Genomic DNA, 20,246 nt, shown 5'->3' with positions numbered 1-20,246 from the left:
AATCTATGAATTTTAATGATCAGGCAGGAGAAAATTCTCTGTCCTTATCTTCATTTAACCGATAAACGTGATCTTTTATTTTTTCAGCCCATTCTTTTGGTCTATACTTTTTTTCAAGCATGGTGTAAGGTATTGGTTTGCCAAAAGTGATGACAATATTTTTATCTTGTTGTTTGAACATCTCATGGGGCAGTAAGAACATTTCAATGTTGTTCTTTATCCCTATGAATTCCCGTATTTTTGCAAAATTATAGAAAAAGTTTGAGTTTCTACCGCTGATATGGACGGGAATGATGTCTCGCTTATGCGTTCTGGCCTTGTTTACAAAGCTTTTATGCCATTCCAGATCGACAATTTTTCCGTTTATTTTTCTTGAACACAAGCCGGCTGGAAAATTTAGAATCTGGGCATCTGACCGGTAAGTTTCCTCAATTTTTCTGACGTATTCTGAAGATTGTTTTCCGTGTTTATTAACCGGAACAAATATAGGTTTCAGATTTTCAAGGTTTAACAGGATGTCGTTGACGATAAACTGAAGGTTGGGATGTATGTCTCCCACTTCTTTGCCGAAGGCCAATCCATCTAGGCCGCCCAGCGGATGATTGGCTACAAATATATATCTTCCTTCCCTGGGAATATGCTCCTTTCCGTATGTTTTAATGTTGATATCAAAGTATCGGAGCCCTTCTCTTACAAATTCGAGTCCGCTAAGGTGAGAAATCTTAGGCAAAACCTCATTGATTTCATCCTCATGGATGATTTTTCTGAGATACCGGTATATGAAACCGGGAATTAGCCTGGCAACCTTTGGGTTTTTCCTGTAAAATACTTCTTTGACATCAATTTTTTCTAGGCCTTGTTTTTCCTCACCCATATTCCCTCATATTATTATCCTTCAAATAAAAGCATAAAATTACAAAATTTCCTTGAATCAAACAATCTTTCATTCTTTAGTCCTTTGATGACAAGCTTTTTGACTACTACTTGTCTTTTTTGTGTGGAAAAAGTTTTCAACAATGTGGTAAAAAATGGTTTAAAGTGGTTGTAAGTGGTAATTTTTTCTTTATATTTACATACTAATTTTAGGTGTAGTGTATGGCCACATTTATAGGTGATTATACTTGCAAAGTTGATGCAAAGGGGAGAATCACCTTCCCCTCGGCTTTTAAGAAGCAGATGACTTCTTCTGAAGGGGATCATTTTGTGGTCAAAAAGGATATTTTCGAAAAATGCCTGGTCCTCTATCCTATGGAAGAATGGAACAGGCAAAACCGGTTGATCAGAGAAAAGATTAACCCTTATGATAAAGAGCACAACAGGTTCCTGAGGAATTTTTACCGTGGAACAGCCGAAGTGTCGCTTGATGGGAATAGCAGGCTGCTGATACCCAAAAGGCTCCTGGATACGGTGGAGATATCTAAAGAGGTTATTATGGCCGGTCAGGATGGGAAAATTGAAATATGGGCAAGGCATTTATATGAAAAGATGCAGGAATCGGAGGACGATTTTGCGAATCTGGCTCAGAAAATTATGGGTAATTCAGGCGAAGAAAATGGGGAATAAAGATTATGTTTCATCAACCAGTATTAGTGGAGGAAAGCATACAGGGGCTGATTCCGAAGCCCGGAGGCATTTATGTTGATGCAACATATGGTGGAGGCGGACATGCCGCAAGGATCATTGAAAATATTGGACACGGAGTACTGATCGCATTTGATCAGGACAAAGCTGCTGAAAAACATGTAATTAACGACAGGCGGTTGATTTTTATTAATCATAATTTCAGATATATGAAGAATTTTTTAAAATATCTGGGATTTGATCGGATCGATGGAATATTGGCCGATCTGGGGGTTTCTTCCCATCATCTGGATGCTCCCGAAAGGGGGTTTTCCTTTCGATTTGATGCTCCGCTGGATATGAGGATGAACCAAAATGCAACCCAAACTGCCAGTGATATAATCAATACATATTCTGCCGGTGCATTGACTAATATTTTCAAGAATTACGGAGAGATCAGGAAAACAGGTGTTCTGGTCGACTCCATACTGAATAAACGCACGGAAAAAGAGATTGCCACCACTTCAGAGCTGGTAGATGCCTTGAAGGATTGTATTCCTTACCGGTATAGGAACAAGTTTCTTGCTAAAGTGTTTCAGGCGCTGAGGATTGAAGTGAACAGAGAGCTTGAGAACCTGAAACATTTTCTGACACAAAGCCAGGATATGCTGAAAAGCGGGGGCAGATTGGTAGTAATTTCTTATCATTCCATAGAGGACCGGATTGTAAAAAATTATATGAAAAGTGGCCGGTTTAGCGGGGAACCGGTGAAGGACTTTTACGGCAATGTTATAGCCCCGTTTACTTTGGTGAATAAAAGCGTTATTGTGCCTTCGTCTGAAGAGGTGAAGGGTAATAACCGGGCAAGAAGTGCCAGATTAAGGATCGCTGAAAAGCTGTAAGTATGAAAAAAAGGAAAAACATAGAGTTTATTGATGAATCCCAGGAACGAAGTGAACTGAAACGTATTGGTTCGCTTAAGGAGTTACTGGGTGGTTCATTGCTTACCAGGGAGAAAGTGGTCAGGCAGTTGCCCTATATTCTTTTTCTTACCCTGTTGGCTTTCATCTATATTGGTAATCGCTATCATGCAGAGAAACAGGTAAGAAAAAACTCCGAACTTCAGGAGGAAGTAAAAGAATTAAGGGCAAAAGCAATAACCACTTCAGCCGAATTGATGAGTTTGAGCCAGCAGTCGCAGGTCATTAAGCTGATAAGAAAAAAGAATCTGGGGCTGGAACAGTCCGTCACACCCCCGAAAAAGATTGTTGTACAAAGTAAAGAAGATTAATGCCGTTAAAAAGGGACATATTGTGGCGTGTCGGAGTAGTTTATGTTTTAATTCTGCTCATTGGGCTTATCATTGCAGGGAAAATTTTTTATATACAGGTATTTCAGGGCAAAGAGCTCACTAGCAAAGCAGAGGAACTGAACCTGAAAACCGAGGTGGTCGAGTCCAACAGGGGAGACATTTACTCGACAAACAACCGGTTACTCGCAAGCTCTGTTCCTTATTATGAGATAAGACTGGATACCCGGAGTACCGGTTTGAAAATGGATAGTAAAACCTACTTTAGAAAACTGGATACACTGGCCCGGCAGTTGGCAGGGTTATTTCAGGATAAATCCGCTGCTCAGTACCGGCGGGAATTATATCAGGCAAGGAAGGAAGGGGAGAGGTTTTATCTGATTAAGGAAAGAGTCAACTATAAAGCATTGAAAGAACTGAGAACCTTTCTGTTATTTCGGAAAGGACGATATAAAGGTGGATTTATTGTGATTCAAAAGGATATGCGCATCCAGCCCCATGGTAATCTTGCTTCCCGTACAATCGGTTATACTACCGATTGGGAAGGAGGCAATATTGTAGGAATCGAGGGTGCTTATGACAATTCTCTGAAAGGTACAAAAGGGGTACGCCTGATGCGTCGCATACAGGGAGGTATATGGATCCCTGTAGGAGATGATCACAAGGTGGAACCCAAAGGCGGGAAAGATGTGGTCACCACCATTAACATCAATATTCAGGATGTAGCTGAAAGTGCGCTCAGGGAGCAACTTATTGAACATAATGCCGATCATGGCACAGCGGTTTTAATGGAGGTAAATACAGGTGAGATTAGAGCAATTGCCAATCTTGGGAAAACCGATCAGGGCACTTATAGGGAAATTTATAATTATGCCGTCGGAGAAAGCCGGGAGCCCGGTTCTACTTTTAAACTGGCTTCCATTATGGCATTACTGGAGGACGGTTATGTGAGCCTTGACGACACTGTAGATACAGAAGACGGTGAAGTATATTATTACGACAAGAAACTAACGGATGTTAAACCCGGAGGTTATGGAAAGATCAGCGTAAGAGAGGCATTTATTCACTCTTCCAATGTGGGGATATCCAAAATAATTACCCGGAATTACAAGAACAAGCCCCATCAGTTTGTTGACCGTCTTTACAACATGAACCTTGACGAGAAACTTGGCCTGGAGATTAAGGGTGAAGGTGACCCCCTTATCAGATATCCCGGTGACAAATACTGGTCGGGTATTTCTCTTCCTATGATGTCCATTGGTTATGAAATAAGGCTAACTCCGATGCAGATCCTCACTTTTTATAATGCTGTAGCCAATGACGGAGAAATGGTCAAGCCCATGTTTGTCAAGCAGATCAGGGAACATGGAAACCTGGTAAAATCCTTTGATAGCGAGGTAATCAATCCTGCAATTTCTTCAAATTCTACGATCCGTAAAACCCAGGGACTCCTTAAAGATGTTGTTCAGGTAGGAACCGCCCGGAATCTGCGCAATGCGAACTTTGAGATAGCAGGAAAAACAGGAACGGCGCAGATTGCAAATGAAAAATACGGTTACATGAAAGAAGCCAGGATAAGTTACCAGGCTTCATTCGTGGGTTATTTTCCTGCGGATGATCCCAAATATTCATGTATTGTTGTTGTCAATTCACCATCAAAAGATGTATATTACGGAAATGTAGTAGCCGGTCCGGTATTTAGAGAGATTGCGGAAAAGGTTTATGCCACAAGCTTTGAGATGCATGAAGGATTAAAAATAACCGGGAATGAGATTGAGAATAGCTATAAAGTACCCTATACCAAACACAGCCACCGGGGCGAGTTGACCACCGTATTAAAAAAGCTGGGGGTCACGATAAATGACAAGAATGTAGATTCGGAATGGGTCGTTACAAGAAAGAAGGATTCACTGGTGGAGCTGAAGAACCGTTATATTGGAGAGAGGATCATGCCCAATGTTATTGGAATGGGTGTTAAGGATGCCATATATATACTTGAAAATATGGGACTGAACGTAGAGATGGAGGGAAGGGGAAGCATCAGGAAACAGTCTGTCCCGCCCGGAGAACCGGTAGATAAAGGCGATAAGGTAGAATTAACTATGACATTCACCGAATAATGACGGATTTTTATTGGCTGAGATAATAGAAAACGAGTAAAATCAATGGAATAATTTAAATGAAGAAGGCATTGGAAGACATACTGCAAGGCATCGAAATTAAAGACAACAGGGGCAGTCTGGACAGGCAGGTCGGTTTCATTAATTTCGATTCGCGGGAAGCAGACTTCGGTAACCTGTTTGTAGCACTCAGAGGGCTTACAGTTGACGGCCATGATTATATCGACCAGGCTGTTGAGCGGGGCGCTTCGGTTGTGGTATGTGAAAAATTGCCTGCCCAATTAAAGGAAAGCATAACATATATAGTGGTTCCGGATACGGCTTCGGTATTGGGTAAAATGGCATCCAATTATTACGGAAATCCCGCGTCAAGGTTGAAACTTATTGGCATTACCGGGACCAACGGCAAAACCACCTCGGCCACCTTGTTGTATCACCTGTTTCTTCAAAAAGGCATCAAATCTGGCCTTATTTCAACCATTGCCAATTATGTGGATCAGGAACGGCTGCCCACCAAATATACCACCCCCGATGCCATACGGATCAATTCCCTGCTGAAGGAGATGGTGGACCGGCGGTGTGAATATGCCTTCATGGAAGTTAGCTCACATGCGCTGAAACAGGGGCGCATTTCAGGATTAAGGTTTGAAGGAGCGCTTTTTACAAACATTACCCATGAGCATCTGGATTATCATAAAACATTCTCCGATTACTTGCATTCTAAGAAATTGCTGTTTGACAGCTACCTTGACAGGGATTCCTTCGCCCTGGTGAATGCCGATGACCGCAATGGCCAATACATGGTACAAAACACCGAGGCCTCTGTATATACATTTGGGCTTAAAACTTTTGCTGATTTCAAGGGAAAGGTGTTGGAAAAGCATATTGACGGCACACTGATGAATATAAATGGTCATGATTTATGGTCTCAGTTTGTGGGAGAATTCAATGTTTACAATCTGTTGGGAATATACGGAGTAGCCCGTTTGTTGGGCTGCGATGAATCGGATTTGCTGAAGGCTATCAGCAAACTTCAACCGGTGGAGGGCAGGTTCGAAACCTTTAAATCCGATGATCAGAAAACGGCCATTGTGGATTATGCCCATAGTCCGGATGCACTGGAAAATGTATTATCCACCATTCATGATGTCCGAAGAAAAGATCAGAAGCTTATAACCGTTGTAGGGGCAGGAGGTGACCGCGATAAGTCAAAAAGACCCCAAATGACAAAAATTGCACTGCAGTATAGCTCAAAGGTCGTGCTGACCTCTGATAATCCCAGAACTGAAGATCCTGAAAAAATTATTGAGGATATGTGGGAAGGAGTAGAAAAAGATGATGAACAGCGGATTGTAAGTATTACAAACCGGAAAGAGGCGATCAGGACAGCCTGTATGATGGCCGACAGCGACGATATTATTTTTGTAGCAGGAAAAGGTCATGAAACTTACCAGGAGATAAACGGCATACGTTATCATTTTGATGACAGGGAAGTAATAAAGGAAATATTCAAAAAAACATAAGAGGTGCAAAAAAATGTCCGTTATTTGTGAAACGATAATAAAGTTATTAATAAACGCAATACATCAATAAAGGCAATATGTTTTATCATCTTTTTAAATATCTTGATCAGTTTGATATTCCGGGTGCCGGCCTGTTTCAGTATATCTCGTTTCGTTCGGCCATTACGATCATCACTTCATTGATCATTTCTTTGATATTCGGACGCATGATCATCAATTACCTGAGCAAACTGCAGATTGGTGAAAAGGTTAGAGAGCTGGGGCTGCAAGGAGAGAAGAAAAAGGCAGGGACACCAAGTATGGGGGGTATCATTATTCTTGCTTCCATACTAATTCCTACCCTGCTTTTTGCCAACCTTACCAATATTTATGTTATCCTTATGCTCGTCACTACTGTTTGGCTGGGGTTTGTAGGTTTTATGGATGATTATATTAAGATATTCAAAAAGAATAAAGAAGGGCTCGCCGGAAAATTCAAGATTGCCGGTCAGGTTGTTTTGGGGCTCATTGTTGGCTTAACCCTTTACATGAGCGATGATGTGAAAGTGAGGAAACAACTGAGTGAAGAAGAGGTCAAAGATAAAACCGCTGTGGAGGTAATGGATGGATATGAACGTATTGATGACGGAGAAAAGCAGTATACCAAAGATGTTAAATCAACTATAACGACCATCCCTTTTGTAAAGAACAATGAATTTGATTACAAATACCTGGTGGCCTTTGCCGGCAAGTATAAAGACATGCTTGCCTGGGTAGCCTTTGTGATCATAACTATATTGATCGTTACGGCGGTATCCAATGGAGCCAATCTTACCGATGGGTTGGATGGCCTCGCTACGGGCACATCAGCCATTATTGGTGCTACATTGGGAATATTGGCTTATGTTTCCAGTAACATGGTTTATGCGAACTACCTGAATATTATGTTTATACCTTATTCCCATGAACTGGTGATCTATATCAGTGCTTTCATAGGTGCCACCATTGGATTTATGTGGTATAATTCTTATCCTGCCCAGGTATTTATGGGAGATACCGGGAGTCTTGCCCTGGGTGGGATCATAGCCGTATGTGCCATCGTCATTCGTAAAGAGCTTCTTATACCTATTTTATGCGGGGTGTTTTTTATTGAAAGCATATCCGTATTGTTGCAGGTATCTTACTTTAAATATACGAAAAGAAAATATGGAGTGGGAAAAAGGATTTTCAAGATGGCGCCGCTTCATCACCATTATCAGATGAAGGGTTATCCGGAGCCGAAGATTGTTACCCGGTTTTTGATTATAGCTATCTTGCTGGCAGTTATCACGATTGTTACACTTAAGATAAGGTAAGCATAAAGTATTGGTAATGAATAACAGAATGGTCATATTGGGTGCGGGTGAAAGCGGAGCAGGTTCTGCTGTTTTGGCAAAAAAACAGGGATTTGAAGTGTTTGTATCGGATCAGGGGGCGGTGAAGCCAACCTATAGAGATCTGCTTCAAAAGCATGATATTACCTGGGAAGAAGGAACCCACAGCGAAAATGAAATCCTGAAGGCCGGGGAAGTGATCAAAAGTCCGGGTATACCCGAGGATGCGAATGTTGTTGTGAAGGTCCGGGAACAGGGCATACCTGTGATCTCGGAGATTGAATTTGCCTCCCGTTATACTTCTGCCTATACCATCTGCATCACCGGAAGCAATGGTAAGACCACTACGGCTAAGCTTACCCACTTTATGCTGGATAATTCAGGATTGAATGCTGGTTTGGCCGGCAATGTGGGCAACAGTTTTGCTTATCAGGTGGCTACCGCGGCGTATGATTATTATGTGATTGAACTCAGCTCCTTCCAGCTTGACGGAATTTATGAGTTTAAGCCCGATATTGCTATTTTACTGAACATCACACCGGATCACCTGGACCGATACGGGCATCAGTTACAAAGATATGTCGATTCCAAATTCCGCATCACCATGAACCTCGATGCCGGGAATCTTTTTGTTTATAATGCGGATGATGAGATCATACAGGCAGAGTTGTCCAAAAGGAAGCTGGCTGCTGAACAGGTCCCGTTTTCCCATCAAGCCGGTACTGCGCCGGGTGCTTTTATTGAAAATGAAACCATGCATGTAATCTATAAAAACAGTGAACTCACTATGTCAATACATGATCTTGCACTAAAGGGCAAACACAATGCGTATAATTCCATGGCCGCTTCAATTGCGGCCCAGGCACTGAACATTCGTAAAGAGTCGATACGAAAGAGTCTTGCAAATTTTCAGGGGGTGGAACATCGTCTGGAACATGTGCTGAAAATTCACGGTATTGAGTTTGTCAATGATTCTAAGGCTACGAATGTCAATTCTACCTGGTATGCGTTGGAAAGTATGCCCGGAAATCTTATCTGGATTGCCGGCGGGCAGGATAAAGGCAATGACTATTCTTTTCTGCGGGATTTGGTATCCAGTAAAGTTAAGGCCATTATCTGCCTTGGAGTGGACAATACGAAAATTCACCAGGCTTTCCAAGATATCGTAGATACCATTGTAGACACCAAATCGGCTGAAGAAGCTGTTCGTACTGCTTATTATCTGGGTAAGAAAGGGGATACCGTACTCCTTTCACCGGCATGTGCCAGCTTCGATCTTTTTGAAAATTATGAAGAGCGTGGCGATCAGTTTAAACAGGCTGTACGCAGGCTATAAAACCATTTTTTAAGTAAAATGATTTAATATGAGGGAAATTCTGGCAAAATATTTCAAAGGAGATGGCGTGATCTGGGGGGTAGTGATCCTTCTTTCCCTGGTTTCCTTACTGGCAGTTTACAGTTCTACCGGTACACTGGCATATCAGTCACAGGATGCAAGCGCAGCCAGCTATATATTGAAGCATTTTTCCCTGCTTGTATTAAGCCTGGTCATCATTTTTGTGGTGCATAACATCCCTTTTAAATTATACTCCCGCCTTTCACAGATATTTTTACTGATTGCGCTCATTTTGCTTGTACTGACAATTTCCAGCGGAACTACTTATAACCAGGCCAGAAGGTGGCTTACCGTGCCCGGTATTGGGCTTACCCTCCAAACTTCAGATTTTGCCAAGCTGGCCCTGGTAATGTATGTTGCACGGATATTGTCCGTTAAACAATATAGCATCCGGCATTCCAGGGAAGTGTTGGGCTATTTGTTTATCCCCATTCTGTTGGTATGCGGAATGATACTGCCGTCCAATTTTTCCACGGCAGCCATACTCTTTACCACCGTGATGATCCTCATGTTTATCGGCAGGGTGAGAATAAAATATTTGTTTTCGCTGGTGCTGGTGGGCATCTTTCTATTGGCCGTTCTGGTAGGGGGTATCATGTTGGCCGGTCATCAGGCACGTGTGACTACATGGGAGAACAGAGTCGAAGGATTTGTAGGAGGTGAGGAGCAAGACAACTACCAGGTGGAGCAGTCTAAGATAGCCATTGCTACCGGTGGTTTACTTGGAAAAGGTCCGGGAAACAGCACACAGCGTGATTTTCTTCCCCATGCCTATTCTGATTTCATCTATGCCTTGATTGTTGAAGAATATGGATTTCTTGGCGGACTGATGATACTGTTTCTCTATTTGTTTCTTCTTTACAGGGCAGGGGTGATTGTGAAGAAAAGCACCCGGACCTTCGGAGCTTTTCTCTCCATAGGTCTGTCTTTGTTGCTTGTTCTCCAGGCCATCATCAATATGGGTGTTACGGTGCGTTTGTTTCCCGTTACGGGGCAAACGCTGCCGTTTGTAAGTATGGGCGGCTCGTCGCTGGTATTCACCAGCATCGCCATTGGCATTATATTAAACGTGAGCAGATCAGTAGACAAAGATAAAGCTCTATCTGATAAAGAAGAAACGGAAGATGCGGAAACAGAAGATGAATATGAAAATGAGAAAGAGGGTCAGGAAGATGAGTGATAAAGAGTTAAATGTCATCATTAGCGGAGGAGGAACTGGCGGACATGTTTTTCCGGCTCTGGCCATTGCGGATGCTTTGCATCGGCTGGAATACCGGGTGAATATTCTTTTTGTAGGGGCAGTAGGCCGGATGGAAATGAAGAAGGTTCCGGATGCAGGCTATCGGATCGTTGGCTTACCGGTTGCAGGGATACAACGCAGGCTTACGTGGAAAAATCTTCTGGTGCCCTTTAAGTTGATAAGAAGCTTAAATCGCTCACGCAATATTATTAAAGATTTTAAGCCTGATGTGGTGGTTGGGGTAGGAGGTTATGCCAGTGGTCCAATTGTTAGAGTAGCAGAAAAAAGAGGCATTCCGGTGCTCATTCAGGAACAGAATTCCTATGCAGGTATTACCAACAGGATGCTTGCCGGCAAAGCCGATAAAATTTGTGTGGCTTATGAGGGCATGGAAAAATATTTTCCCGCCGAAAAGATCGAGATAACCGGTAATCCGTTAAGGAGCAATTTGCTGAATATTGCGGATAAAAAAGAGGAAGGCCTGAAACATTTTGAGCTTTCCGGAGAGATGAAAACCATCCTTGTGCTGGGAGGAAGTGGTGGCGCCCGATCGGTCAATGAAAGCATTATAGAGCATCTCTGGGAGTTTGAAAAGGAAGATGTACAACTTATCTGGCAATGCGGCAAGAATTATTATTCGCGTGCGCTGGATGAAGTGAAGCATTTCAGTCTTCCCCATGTTAGACTGGTGGATTTCATCGACCGGATGGACCTTGCCTATGCAGTTGCTGATGTGATTATCTCAAGAGCTGGAGCAGGAACGATCTCTGAGCTGGCTTTGATAAAGAAACCTGCGATCCTGGTTCCTTCTCCCAATGTGGCTGAGGACCATCAGACAAAGAATGCCATGTCGTTGGTTGAAAAAAACGCCGCCGTGCTGGTTGAAGACGAGGATGCCAGGTTTTTCCTGGTAAGTAAAGCGTTCACTTTACTGGAGGATGACAATAAGCGAAAAGAATTGTCGGACAATATAGCTAAAATAGCCAAACCCGATTCTGCAGCAAGAATCGCGGAAGAAGTTGTAAGGCTGGCTGATAAATGATTTAAAGATGAATCTGGAACGGATAAATAGAGTGTATTTTATCGGTGTGGGAGGCATCGGAATGAGCGCCCTTGCCAGGTATTTCAATAGTCTGGGTAAGGTGGTTGCCGGCTACGACAGGGTATCCAAACCCCTGACGCAGCAACTGGAGAAAGAAGGCGTTATCATCCATTATGAGGATGAGCCGGGATTGATCCCCTCAGCATTCACCCAGAACAAGAAGCGTACACTGGTTGTCTATACTCCGGCTATTAAAAAGGATCATAAGGAGCTGAATTATTTTAGGGAAAACGGCTATGCAGTACTTAAGCGGTCTGAAGTGCTGGGTGAGATTTCCAGAAATAAAACCTGTATGGCTGTCGCCGGCACACACGGGAAAACAAGCGTATCTTCCATGTTGGCACATCTGCTCAATAACAGTTCCTTTGGCTGTAATGCCTTTCTCGGGGGAATACTGAAGAATTATGATTCGAATCTTATAATCAATAAGAAAAGCAATCTGATGGTGGTGGAAGCCGATGAGTTTGACCGTTCGTTCCTGAACCTGAGTCCGAATATGGCTTTGATCACTTCCATCGATGAAGATCACCTGGATATTTACAACGACAAAGCTTCTATAAAGGAGGCCTTTGAGGAGTTTGCAGGTAAATTGCCTCAGAACGGTACGCTTGTTTGTCACAAAGACGTTTCCTTGAAAATCCCTGAGGAGAAAGATCTGAAAACTTATACTTATTCTCTGAATGCCGGCGCCGACTTTTATGCCTCTAATATTGAGATCACCGATGCCAAGTACCGGTTCGATCTGGTGACTCCCCGGGAAACATTGAAAAATTTCACCTTGTCCATACCCGGGCTGGTGAATGTTGAAAATGCAGTGGCCGCTCTTACCATGGCTTATCTGCAAAGGGTGGACAGGGAATATTTGTTCAAAAATCTATCTGCCTTTCAGGGCGTTCAAAGGAGATTTGATATACAATTTAATCAGAATGGGGTGGTGTATATTGATGATTATGCTCATCATCCCAGGGAGATAAGCTATACCATTCGTTCTGTACGGGACTTTTATCCGAAGAAAAAGATCATTGGGGTGTTTCAGCCTCATTTGTATTCCAGAACGCAGCATTTTGCGTATCAATTTGCAAAAAGCCTTGAACAGCTGGATGAAGTCATTCTACTGGATGTTTATCCCGCGAGAGAGGAGCCGATCCCCGGGGTCAATTCGGAAATTATACTGAAACACATTGAAAACATTCCGGCCACTATATGTGCCCGGGAAGATCTGCCTGATATGTTAAGCAAAAGGGAGATAGAAGCATTGATAACCATGGGAGCCGGCGATATTGACAGGCTGGTCGGGCCCATTTGTGATCAACTGCAGGAACGTTACGGAAATGAATAAAAGTGATGATAAATATAAGGTTACCCTTGGATAAGATAAAATACATAGCGTTGTGGATGGGTATTCTGATGTACCTGATCTTTTCCCTGTCATTTACGGAAGAAAAGAGAAAGAATACCATTTGCAGCAACATTCAGGTTCGTGTAGTGGATAGCCTTAAGGATCGCTTTGTGACGGAAGAAAGCATCCGGGACTATATACATGATTTGGATATGAAGGTGCTGGGAGAACCTGTAAAACTTATCAATACCAGAAAGCTGGAAGAACATTTGAGTGAAAGGGAGGAAATCAGGCAAGCCGAAGTGTATTTTACCGCCGACGGGAATCTGCATCTGGAGATCGATCAGCGTAATCCGATCGTAAGGGTGGTCAACGAAAGCGACAGGGGTTATTATATTGATGATGAAGGAGCCATCATACCCTTGTCCTCCGGTTATTCATCTCACGTGCTGGTGGCTTCCGGGGAGATTACCGGATTTTTTGAAGTAGCCCGGATGGATCGGATGAATTGCCTTGAAAATAAGGATGGAAAGGAGAAGTATTCTGTCTGCGAAATATTTGAACTGGCCAGGTTCATCAACGGAGATCCTTTCTGGGAATCCCAAATCGAACAAATTTACCGGAACAGGGAAGGAGAGTATGAGCTCATTCCCCGGGTGGGCAGTCATCTGATTTCGTTGGGTGAATTTGAGGGCTACCGGCAGAAATTCCGAAACCTGAGAGCCTTTTATAAGAAGGGACTTAATCAGGTGGGATGGAATCAATATCTCAAGATCAGTTTAAAATACGACAATCAAATAATCTGCACTAAAAAATAATCAAAATGAGTTATAACGAACATCTTGTCGCTGCTGTAGACATAGGAACCACCAAGGTTGCTGCCATCGTAGGTAAAATAAAAGAGAACGGTAAGGTTGATATTATGGGGGTAAGCAAGACTCCCTCCACAGGTATTAAACGTGGAGTAGTTCAGAATATCGATGAAACTGTGAACGCCATCAAAAAGACCGTCAATGAGGTTCAGGCTGCCTCGGGAACCTCATTGACCAACGTTTTTGTCGGTATTGCCGGACAACATATTAAGACCATACGGAACAGGGGATACATCAATCGCAATTCCTCGGAAGATGAGATCACAAAGGAAGACATCGATGCCCTTATCAATGAGATGTATAACATTTCCATTGATGTGGGTGAAGAAATCATTCATGTATTGCCTCAGAATTTTATTGTGGACAATGAAACCGGCATTAAAAATCCGGTGGGAATGTTGGGCCGACGGGTGGAAGCCAATTTCCATATAGTGATCGGGCAGATCACCTCGGCCAGGAACATCGGAAAATGCATCAGCAAGGCAGGGCTTTCCCTGAATGAGCTTATTCTGCAGCCACTGGCTTCATCTACTGCCATTCTTACTGCCGATGAAAAGGAAGCCGGAGTGACCCTCGTGGATATAGGCGGGGGAACGACTGATGTGGCGGTCTATTACGATGAGATCATCCGTCATACTGCTGTGATACCCTTTGGCGGGGATGTGGTAACCAAGGACATCAAGGAAGGATGTTCCATCCTACAGCGTCAGGCCGAATTGTTGAAAGTACAGTATGGTTCGGCATTGGGAGATCTTGCACGGGAAGATGAAGTGGTGTCCATACCCGGTATCAGCGGTAGAGAACCCAAGGAAATTACGCTGAAAAGCCTGGCTTATATCATTCAATCCAGGATGGAAGAGATATTGAATGCGGTGCTTTATGAAATTGAGAATTCCGGCTATTATGACAGGATGAGCGCAGGGATAGTCGTCACCGGGGGTGGCGCGTTGCTGAGAGATCTGCCCCAGCTTATAAAGTTTGTAACCGGTATGGATGTCCGGCTCGGTTATCCGGCGGTCAGACTTGCTTCCGAAAGCGTTAAGGAGGTCAACGATCCCATATTTTCCACCAGTGTTGGACTGGTATTGAAGGGCCATGAAATCTACGAACAGGACAGGGAGAAATACGCACAGAAAGAAGAACCGGAAGAGGAGTCGCAGGAAGAAAATGAGCCCGCCGAACAGGAGAATGACAGGAAAAACCTTTTTTCCAGGCTTAAAGATGCTTTCAATGATATATTCGAAGAAAACGATACGGAAATGTAGCACATGATTTACTAATAACTCATTTTGATAATTAAAGATATTGTAAAATTTGCAAACTCAATATTATGGCTGAAGACAGACTTATGAATTTCGATCTCCCGGTTGATAACTCTTCCATTATTAAGGTTGTAGGTATAGGCGGGGGAGGAGGCAATGCCATCAATCATATGTATGATCAGGGCATAAAAGACGTTAACTTTGTAGTATGCAATACCGATGCGCAGGCTCTATCCAGAAGTCCGGTTTCTGTGAAGATACAGCTTGGCGAATCCCTCACTGAAGGCCGTGGTGCGGGAAACAAGCCGGAAATTGGCAAGCAGGCTGCCATTGAAAATCTGGATGATGTGATGGAAGCATTGAGCAGCCACACCAAAATGGTGTTTCTTACTGCCGGCATGGGAGGAGGCACCGGCACCGGGGCCATTCCCATTATTGCCAAGGCTGCTAAAGAGCAGGGAATTCTTACCGTTGCCATTGTGACCATCCCCTTCCGTTTTGAAGGACAGCGGAGGATCAGCCAGGCTATAGAAGGCATTAATGAACTTGGAGAGCATGTGGATTCCCTGCTCGTTATCAATAATGAAAAGCTGCGGGAGGTGGCAGGGAACATGAAACTCTCGGAAGCCTTTTCCCATGCAGATAACATACTGGCTGCCGCCGCCAAAGGAATTGCAGAGATCATCACAGTGCCCGGTTATGTAAATGTGGATTTTGCCGATGTCCACACCGTACTGGCCAACAGTGGTGTAGCTCTCATGGGAACCGGCATGGCTGAAGGCGAAAGTCGGGCTACCAAGGCCATAGAAGAAGCCCTTAGCTCCCCGCTGCTGAATGACAATGACATTACCGGCACGGAAAATATCCTGCTCAACATCAATTCGGGCACTGAGGAGATCACCATGGATGAAATCGGGGAGATCACCGATTATATCAACGGAGAAGTGGGTGCCAATCCGAATATCATCTGGGGTACCGGTACCGATGAAACCCTTGAAAATAAGGTCAGTGTAACCATTATCGCTACAGGATTTGAGGACAACAGCATTCCTGAACTGTATGCCAAAAAATCCTACAAGCGGAAAGTCACCCTTGAAGAAGGAGCCCGGGAAGGAGAATCTGGGGGTTATACCCAATATACCAGGAACGAAGAGGATCATTCTGAAGCCCCGGGAAATAACCAGAGAACATTTGATTTCGACATCCATAACGAAGAAAACGAGGATCAATTCATCGTTAAGCACAAGAAGGATAAGGATGCCGGCGGGGAAAACCAAACCCTTATGGAGAAGGATGAAATGCTGGAAAAAATCCGGGAGAACCGCGAGAAATCCGGAAAATCCAAAAATGTGTTGCGGGATCTGAAAAATGTGGAAGCCCTGGAGAACGAACCGGCTTATAAACGCAAAAAGATAAAGATCGATCATCCGAAATACAGCAAGGAGTCCAAGGTATCGAGATATACCCTCTCGGATGACGAGATGGATGAACAGGGCAAGAAAAAGACCCGTTTAAGGGAAAACAATTCCTATCTTCACGATAACGTTGATTAAAAATAGGAGATCATGATCATTACCAATACAGAACATATTGCCCGGAAAGAAGTTATGGAAACTCTTGGTTTGGTGCGGGGAAACAGCACCAGGGCCCGCTTTTTCGGCCGTGATATCGTCGCTTTTTTTAAGAATATTGCAGGCGGAGAGATTTCCGAGTACAACGATCTGCTCAGCAATACCAGAAATATAGCCATTGAGCGGATGGCGAAGGAAGCAGAAAAAATGGGTGCCGATGCAGTGATGAACATCCGGTTTAATACAGCCAATGTAGCTCAGGGAGTGAGTGAAATACTGGCTTATGGAACAGCAGTAAAATTGAAAGATATAGAATGAGGGTGATTTTAAAGCACATTCAACACCAAAACATCTGAAATATTATGTCTTTATTGGAAAAGGTAGAGTCTGAGATCAAACAGGCTTTAAAAAACAAACAAAAAGAGCGTCTGGAAGCTTTGCGTTCCGTAAAGACTGCGCTCTGGAAAGCCAAGACTGAGAAGGCGGCTGACGAGAAGCTTTCTGAGGAAGAAGAGATTCAGGTTTTGCAAAAACAACTGAAGCAGCGGAAAGAGTCGGCTGAGATCTATGAACAGCAGAACCGCAATGAGCTGGCAGAAGCCGAACGTAAGGAAGCGGAGGTTATACAGGAATTTTTGCCCCGGCCCATGAGCGATGAGGAGCTTACTGAGGCGGTCAGGGAGATCATTGATGAGGCAGGGGCCACCTCCATGAAAGATATGGGCAAGGTAATGGGTATTGCCAATCGCCGGCTGGCAGGTAAAGCCGAGGGCAAGGCCATTGCCGGCAAAGTGAAATCCATGCTTTCCGGCGAGTAGGTTTTTTGTGGAGGTTGATACATTGTTGCTTCCATCAGAAGGTGGATAGTGAAGAAGTTTTTTCTGTTTGCCCTTAAGGGCTGGTTTGTCTTAATATATGCGGCAACGAATTTCCCGGATTCCGTAAAGGGCTCCGGGATTTTTTAGCCCGAATTATTCAAGAATAATTCTGACGCTATTGAAAAACCTGGCTTTTTGCTTCAATAAATTTCGCAAAAAGCCGGTTTTTCTAATGCGGGGCTGCCTTGCTCCGCAGAAGCTTCGCGAAGGCGAGCCTGCATCCATCCCGCAAACCATCCCGCATTCAAAAACTTCACTATCCCGCTTCTTCAGCGGGACAGGCTGTTCGTTTTTGAATAATGCAGGTTAGTAAGCTGCCGTCTGTGGGCCGGAAATTGAATCATATTTGAATGTGTGAACCCTTCTCCTCTTCCTTTCATCTCCTCTTCCCATCTTCTCAACATTCAAACTTCTTGTCAAACCATTCCATTTCATCTTATTCCCTCTTTGCACGTTCCCAATCATCCAATCATCCAATCATTCAATCATTCAATCATTCAACCACCCAATCCTCCAATCATTATCCCCGAAGCAAATCTGCCACATGGATTCCCCAGCCTGCGGGCCGAGAAAAACGTCTCATGGCTTTCGAATGTGCAGATGCCGGCCATTTCAACATGATCCTCTTTCAGTCCTCCTATGAGCAGTTGCTGCCTGTTGGCTTCCCAGAGGTTGAGCAGGGCCTTGCCATTGGATTTTTTCTTAATGACTGATTCGGTGTGAATATTGGGATTGTCATGTACTGCCCGAACGACATTCCCTCCCACTTCGTAGTTTTTGGGCCCTATGGAAGGGCCGATGCCTGCCCGGATATTTTGTGGCCGGCAGCCAAATTGTTCTTTCATCACGTCTACGGTTTCCAGGGCGATGGACTGAACCGTACCGCGCCATCCTGCGTGGGCTGCGGCCACTGCTTTTTTTTCGGGATCGTACAGCAGCAATGGCACGCAGTCGGCAGTAAGTACCGACAGGCATACTTCCGGCAGGTCGCTCACCAGCGCATCGGTTTCTGTGAGGGGGTCTTTCAGGTCTTCGTGGCTGCGGATCACTCTTACATGGGCTGTATGGGTCTGGCCCGGGAAAAGCAGCATGCCGGGGGTGATCTCCAGCTCCTGGACCAGCCGCCTCCGGTTTTCCGTTACACTTTCCTTTCGGTCTCCGGCAGTAAAGCTCTGGTTAAAGGTGGCATAAATGCCTTTACTCACACCTCCGAAGCGGGAAGAAGTATAATGCAGAATACCCTCTTCCTGCTTTAGCAGTTCAAACTGCCAGAGGGGTATATGATGGATGGTTGTTCGTATCATAAAAGCAGTGTTTGCGTCTGCCAAATTAACAAAAATGCTTTCAGGTATTGATAACGACAGCGGCATATTTTCAGATTAGGTGCCTTTGGTGGTTAGAGCGGAGAGCATAGAGCGCAGTGCTCAGAGCAAAGAGCAAGAAGTTTCAGGTTTAAGGCTACTATGGCTGAGAACAGAGAACATAGGGCGAAGACTACAGAGCAAGAGTTTTTATAAACCGCTTCCCGGGTCCCATGTCTCTTGTTGCCAACTCTCGCGAGGCGAGACCAGCTTCTTCCCAAACTCCAGTCAAACCCGCCTGTCGGCGGACAGGCCTGCCTGCACTACGTTTCGGTTGCTTACGCTAAAGCTTCAGCGACAGCGTGCGGGCAGGCACTCAAACTCTTTTGTCAAACTTTTATATTCCTCCTCTTCCCTTCTTCCCGTCTTCTCTATCCTTTTATGCAACAATCCCGCCTTGCAGCATCCAATCATCCAATCATTCAATCATTCAATCATTGGCTCGGCTCAATAAAACATCCTTCCTGTCGTTATGACAATAGATGAGCAAAAATTGCAAAAGTATCTGTTGCATTTTTTGAATAATTTTTTAACTTTGCCCACCCGTTATCGAACGGTGACAGGAAAATCAAAAAAAACGGTCGTGTGGCCGAGGGGCTTAGGCGTCGGTCTGCAAAACCGGTTACGGCGGTTCGAATCCGCCCACGACCTCTATTAAGGAAAGGCAATTTGCTAAATTACAGTAGATTGTCTTTTTTTATTTTGGAAAGGGGGTCAGAAACGGAGTCAGATTTTCAATTATATAGAAGAGGCTGGCTACCTTCCCATATCTGGGTGCATTCCCATTTTCCTCCAACTTGATTTATATATGTGATCCTTGAATTTTTTTAAGAAAATGGCAAATTCAGGAGATACATAACAATATGATAAATTTCTGGGATCATGCGCATTGGCAGTATAAATTCCCTGAAAGGGAATCATAACGCAGCCTAGGGCAACGCCCTGGGTAAAGGGAATCCAATTGATCAGAGCCCTGAAGGGGCGAAAGAAAGTATTTCTTATGCCCTTTCAGGGCGTTAATATACTGGTCTGCAATAATTCCCAGGGCGTTGCCCTGGGCTATAGTCTTTAACGCTTTCAGCGTTTCCCTAAATATATGGATCTAAAATTACCGCCAGTATTATAACGGAATGTCTTATATTAACTTCTGAATGTGGGTTCAATAAAAGCTCAGTGATATTTCTTTGTCTATTGGAAGAAATTGGGAACGCACCCCCATATCTTCTGGCAATTTATTATATCGTTTCTTTTGATACCATACTTTACGTAAGCATTCATAGAAGCTTTATTAGCCCATTTATAAGCTCGTTGGGTTATTTCAAAAAAAATGATTTTACTAAGAAATATTGTTTAGTGCTGGT

17 protein-coding genes and 1 tRNA gene are annotated in these 20,246 nt (G+C 43.9%); 16 read left to right on the top strand and 2 right to left on the bottom strand.

What is annotated here, in order from left to right:
* Positions 1–19: 19 nt before the first annotated feature.
* Positions 20–874 carry a 1-acyl-sn-glycerol-3-phosphate acyltransferase gene (locus KGY70_04255; protein ID MBS3774373.1) on the bottom strand — a complete coding sequence of 285 codons (855 nt, stop codon included), beginning with the start codon at positions 872–874 and terminating at the stop codon, positions 20–22.
* Between the two features lie 221 nt (positions 875–1,095).
* Between KGY70_04255 and KGY70_04250 the strand changes: the two genes are divergently transcribed.
* The 15 genes from KGY70_04250 (at position 1,096) to KGY70_04180 (ending at position 17,464) form a co-directional block, all read left to right on the top strand.
* Positions 1,096–1,563: a division/cell wall cluster transcriptional repressor MraZ gene (locus KGY70_04250; GenBank protein MBS3774372.1), complete on the top strand. Its 468-nt coding sequence runs from the start codon at positions 1,096–1,098 to the stop codon at positions 1,561–1,563.
* A gap of 5 nt (positions 1,564–1,568) precedes the next feature.
* A complete protein-coding gene (gene rsmH, locus KGY70_04245; protein ID MBS3774371.1) occupies positions 1,569–2,462 on the top strand; it encodes a 16S rRNA (cytosine(1402)-N(4))-methyltransferase RsmH in 894 nt (297 codons plus the stop codon).
* Between the two features lie 2 nt (positions 2,463–2,464).
* The gene (locus KGY70_04240; protein ID MBS3774370.1) at positions 2,465–2,851 is read left to right on the top strand and encodes a hypothetical protein; all 387 of its coding nucleotides are present in this window, start codon (positions 2,465–2,467) and stop codon (positions 2,849–2,851) included.
* Positions 2,851–4,989 carry a transpeptidase family protein gene (locus tag KGY70_04235; GenBank protein ID MBS3774369.1) on the top strand — a complete coding sequence of 713 codons (2,139 nt, stop codon included), beginning with the start codon at positions 2,851–2,853 and terminating at the stop codon, positions 4,987–4,989. The genes KGY70_04240 and KGY70_04235 overlap by 1 nt, the downstream gene beginning before the upstream one ends.
* A gap of 59 nt (positions 4,990–5,048) precedes the next feature.
* Positions 5,049–6,512, top strand: coding sequence for a UDP-N-acetylmuramoyl-L-alanyl-D-glutamate--2,6-diaminopimelate ligase (locus KGY70_04230; protein MBS3774368.1), 1,464 nt, complete (start codon positions 5,049–5,051; stop codon positions 6,510–6,512).
* A 77-nt stretch (positions 6,513–6,589) separates the two neighbouring features.
* Positions 6,590–7,846 (top strand): phospho-N-acetylmuramoyl-pentapeptide-transferase, encoded by a 1,257-nt coding sequence (gene mraY / locus KGY70_04225; GenBank protein ID MBS3774367.1) that lies wholly within the window; start codon positions 6,590–6,592, stop codon positions 7,844–7,846.
* A 16-nt stretch (positions 7,847–7,862) separates the two neighbouring features.
* Positions 7,863–9,200 carry a UDP-N-acetylmuramoyl-L-alanine--D-glutamate ligase gene (gene murD, locus KGY70_04220; protein MBS3774366.1) on the top strand — a complete coding sequence of 446 codons (1,338 nt, stop codon included), beginning with the start codon at positions 7,863–7,865 and terminating at the stop codon, positions 9,198–9,200.
* Between the two features lie 28 nt (positions 9,201–9,228).
* Positions 9,229–10,440 (top strand): FtsW/RodA/SpoVE family cell cycle protein, encoded by a 1,212-nt coding sequence (locus KGY70_04215; protein ID MBS3774365.1) that lies wholly within the window; start codon positions 9,229–9,231, stop codon positions 10,438–10,440.
* Complete coding sequence (murG, locus tag KGY70_04210; GenBank protein MBS3774364.1) at positions 10,433–11,542, top strand: undecaprenyldiphospho-muramoylpentapeptide beta-N-acetylglucosaminyltransferase; 1,110 nt, start codon at positions 10,433–10,435, stop codon at positions 11,540–11,542. Before KGY70_04215 ends, murG begins: the two co-directional genes overlap by 8 nt.
* A gap of 7 nt (positions 11,543–11,549) precedes the next feature.
* Positions 11,550–12,941, top strand: a complete 1,392-nt coding sequence (locus KGY70_04205; protein ID MBS3774363.1) for a UDP-N-acetylmuramate--L-alanine ligase — start codon at positions 11,550–11,552, stop codon at positions 12,939–12,941.
* 26 nt (positions 12,942–12,967) lie between these two features.
* Positions 12,968–13,759, top strand: coding sequence for a hypothetical protein (locus KGY70_04200; GenBank protein ID MBS3774362.1), 792 nt, complete (start codon positions 12,968–12,970; stop codon positions 13,757–13,759).
* Between the two features lie 5 nt (positions 13,760–13,764).
* Positions 13,765–15,078, top strand: coding sequence for a cell division protein FtsA (gene ftsA, locus KGY70_04195; protein ID MBS3774361.1), 1,314 nt, complete (start codon positions 13,765–13,767; stop codon positions 15,076–15,078).
* 65 nt (positions 15,079–15,143) lie between these two features.
* Positions 15,144–16,628 carry a cell division protein FtsZ gene (ftsZ, locus tag KGY70_04190; protein ID MBS3774360.1) on the top strand — a complete coding sequence of 495 codons (1,485 nt, stop codon included), beginning with the start codon at positions 15,144–15,146 and terminating at the stop codon, positions 16,626–16,628.
* A gap of 12 nt (positions 16,629–16,640) precedes the next feature.
* Positions 16,641–16,964, top strand: a complete 324-nt coding sequence (locus KGY70_04185; GenBank protein MBS3774359.1) for a heavy metal-binding domain-containing protein — start codon at positions 16,641–16,643, stop codon at positions 16,962–16,964.
* Positions 16,965–17,008: 44 nt separating this feature from the next.
* Complete coding sequence (locus tag KGY70_04180) at positions 17,009–17,464, top strand: GatB/YqeY domain-containing protein (protein ID MBS3774358.1); 456 nt, start codon at positions 17,009–17,011, stop codon at positions 17,462–17,464.
* Between the two features lie 557 nt (positions 17,465–18,021).
* On the opposite strand, the gene pgeF is transcribed toward KGY70_04180, so the two are convergent.
* The gene (pgeF, locus tag KGY70_04175) at positions 18,022–18,828 is read right to left on the bottom strand and encodes a peptidoglycan editing factor PgeF (protein ID MBS3774357.1); all 807 of its coding nucleotides are present in this window, start codon (positions 18,826–18,828) and stop codon (positions 18,022–18,024) included.
* 636 nt (positions 18,829–19,464) lie between these two features.
* On the opposite strand from pgeF, the gene KGY70_04170 reads away from it, so the two are divergent.
* Positions 19,465–19,536 (top strand) — tRNA-Cys (locus KGY70_04170).
* The last annotated feature ends 710 nt before the right edge of the window (positions 19,537–20,246 follow it).

The organism is Bacteroidales bacterium, from assembly GCA_018334875.1.
In the GTDB taxonomy this organism is placed as follows: domain Bacteria; phylum Bacteroidota; class Bacteroidia; order Bacteroidales; family UBA12077; genus JAGXLC01.
Note: the sequence above shows the minus strand (reverse complement) of the source record. Positions and strands in the feature narration are given on the sequence as shown.

Bases quoted from the DNA above. Each gene is read 5' to 3' on its own strand.
- KGY70_04255 (MBS3774373.1), bottom strand. From the start codon at position 874: ATGGGTGAGGAAAAACAAGGCCTAGAAAAAATTGATGTCAAAGAAGTA.
- KGY70_04250 (MBS3774372.1), top strand. From the start codon at position 1,096: ATGGCCACATTTATAGGTGATTATACTTGCAAAGTTGATGCAAAGGGG.
- rsmH (MBS3774371.1), top strand. From the start codon at position 1,569: ATGTTTCATCAACCAGTATTAGTGGAGGAAAGCATACAGGGGCTGATT.
- KGY70_04240 (MBS3774370.1), top strand. From the start codon at position 2,465: ATGAAAAAAAGGAAAAACATAGAGTTTATTGATGAATCCCAGGAACGA.
- KGY70_04235 (MBS3774369.1), top strand. From the start codon at position 2,851: ATGCCGTTAAAAAGGGACATATTGTGGCGTGTCGGAGTAGTTTATGTT.
- KGY70_04230 (MBS3774368.1), top strand. From the start codon at position 5,049: ATGAAGAAGGCATTGGAAGACATACTGCAAGGCATCGAAATTAAAGAC.
- mraY (MBS3774367.1), top strand. From the start codon at position 6,590: ATGTTTTATCATCTTTTTAAATATCTTGATCAGTTTGATATTCCGGGT.
- murD (MBS3774366.1), top strand. From the start codon at position 7,863: ATGAATAACAGAATGGTCATATTGGGTGCGGGTGAAAGCGGAGCAGGT.
- KGY70_04215 (MBS3774365.1), top strand. From the start codon at position 9,229: ATGAGGGAAATTCTGGCAAAATATTTCAAAGGAGATGGCGTGATCTGG.
- murG (MBS3774364.1), top strand. From the start codon at position 10,433: ATGAGTGATAAAGAGTTAAATGTCATCATTAGCGGAGGAGGAACTGGC.
- KGY70_04205 (MBS3774363.1), top strand. From the start codon at position 11,550: ATGAATCTGGAACGGATAAATAGAGTGTATTTTATCGGTGTGGGAGGC.
- ftsA (MBS3774361.1), top strand. From the start codon at position 13,765: ATGAGTTATAACGAACATCTTGTCGCTGCTGTAGACATAGGAACCACC.
- ftsZ (MBS3774360.1), top strand. From the start codon at position 15,144: ATGGCTGAAGACAGACTTATGAATTTCGATCTCCCGGTTGATAACTCT.
- KGY70_04185 (MBS3774359.1), top strand. From the start codon at position 16,641: ATGATCATTACCAATACAGAACATATTGCCCGGAAAGAAGTTATGGAA.
- KGY70_04180 (MBS3774358.1), top strand. From the start codon at position 17,009: ATGTCTTTATTGGAAAAGGTAGAGTCTGAGATCAAACAGGCTTTAAAA.
- pgeF (MBS3774357.1), bottom strand. From the start codon at position 18,828: ATGATACGAACAACCATCCATCATATACCCCTCTGGCAGTTTGAACTG.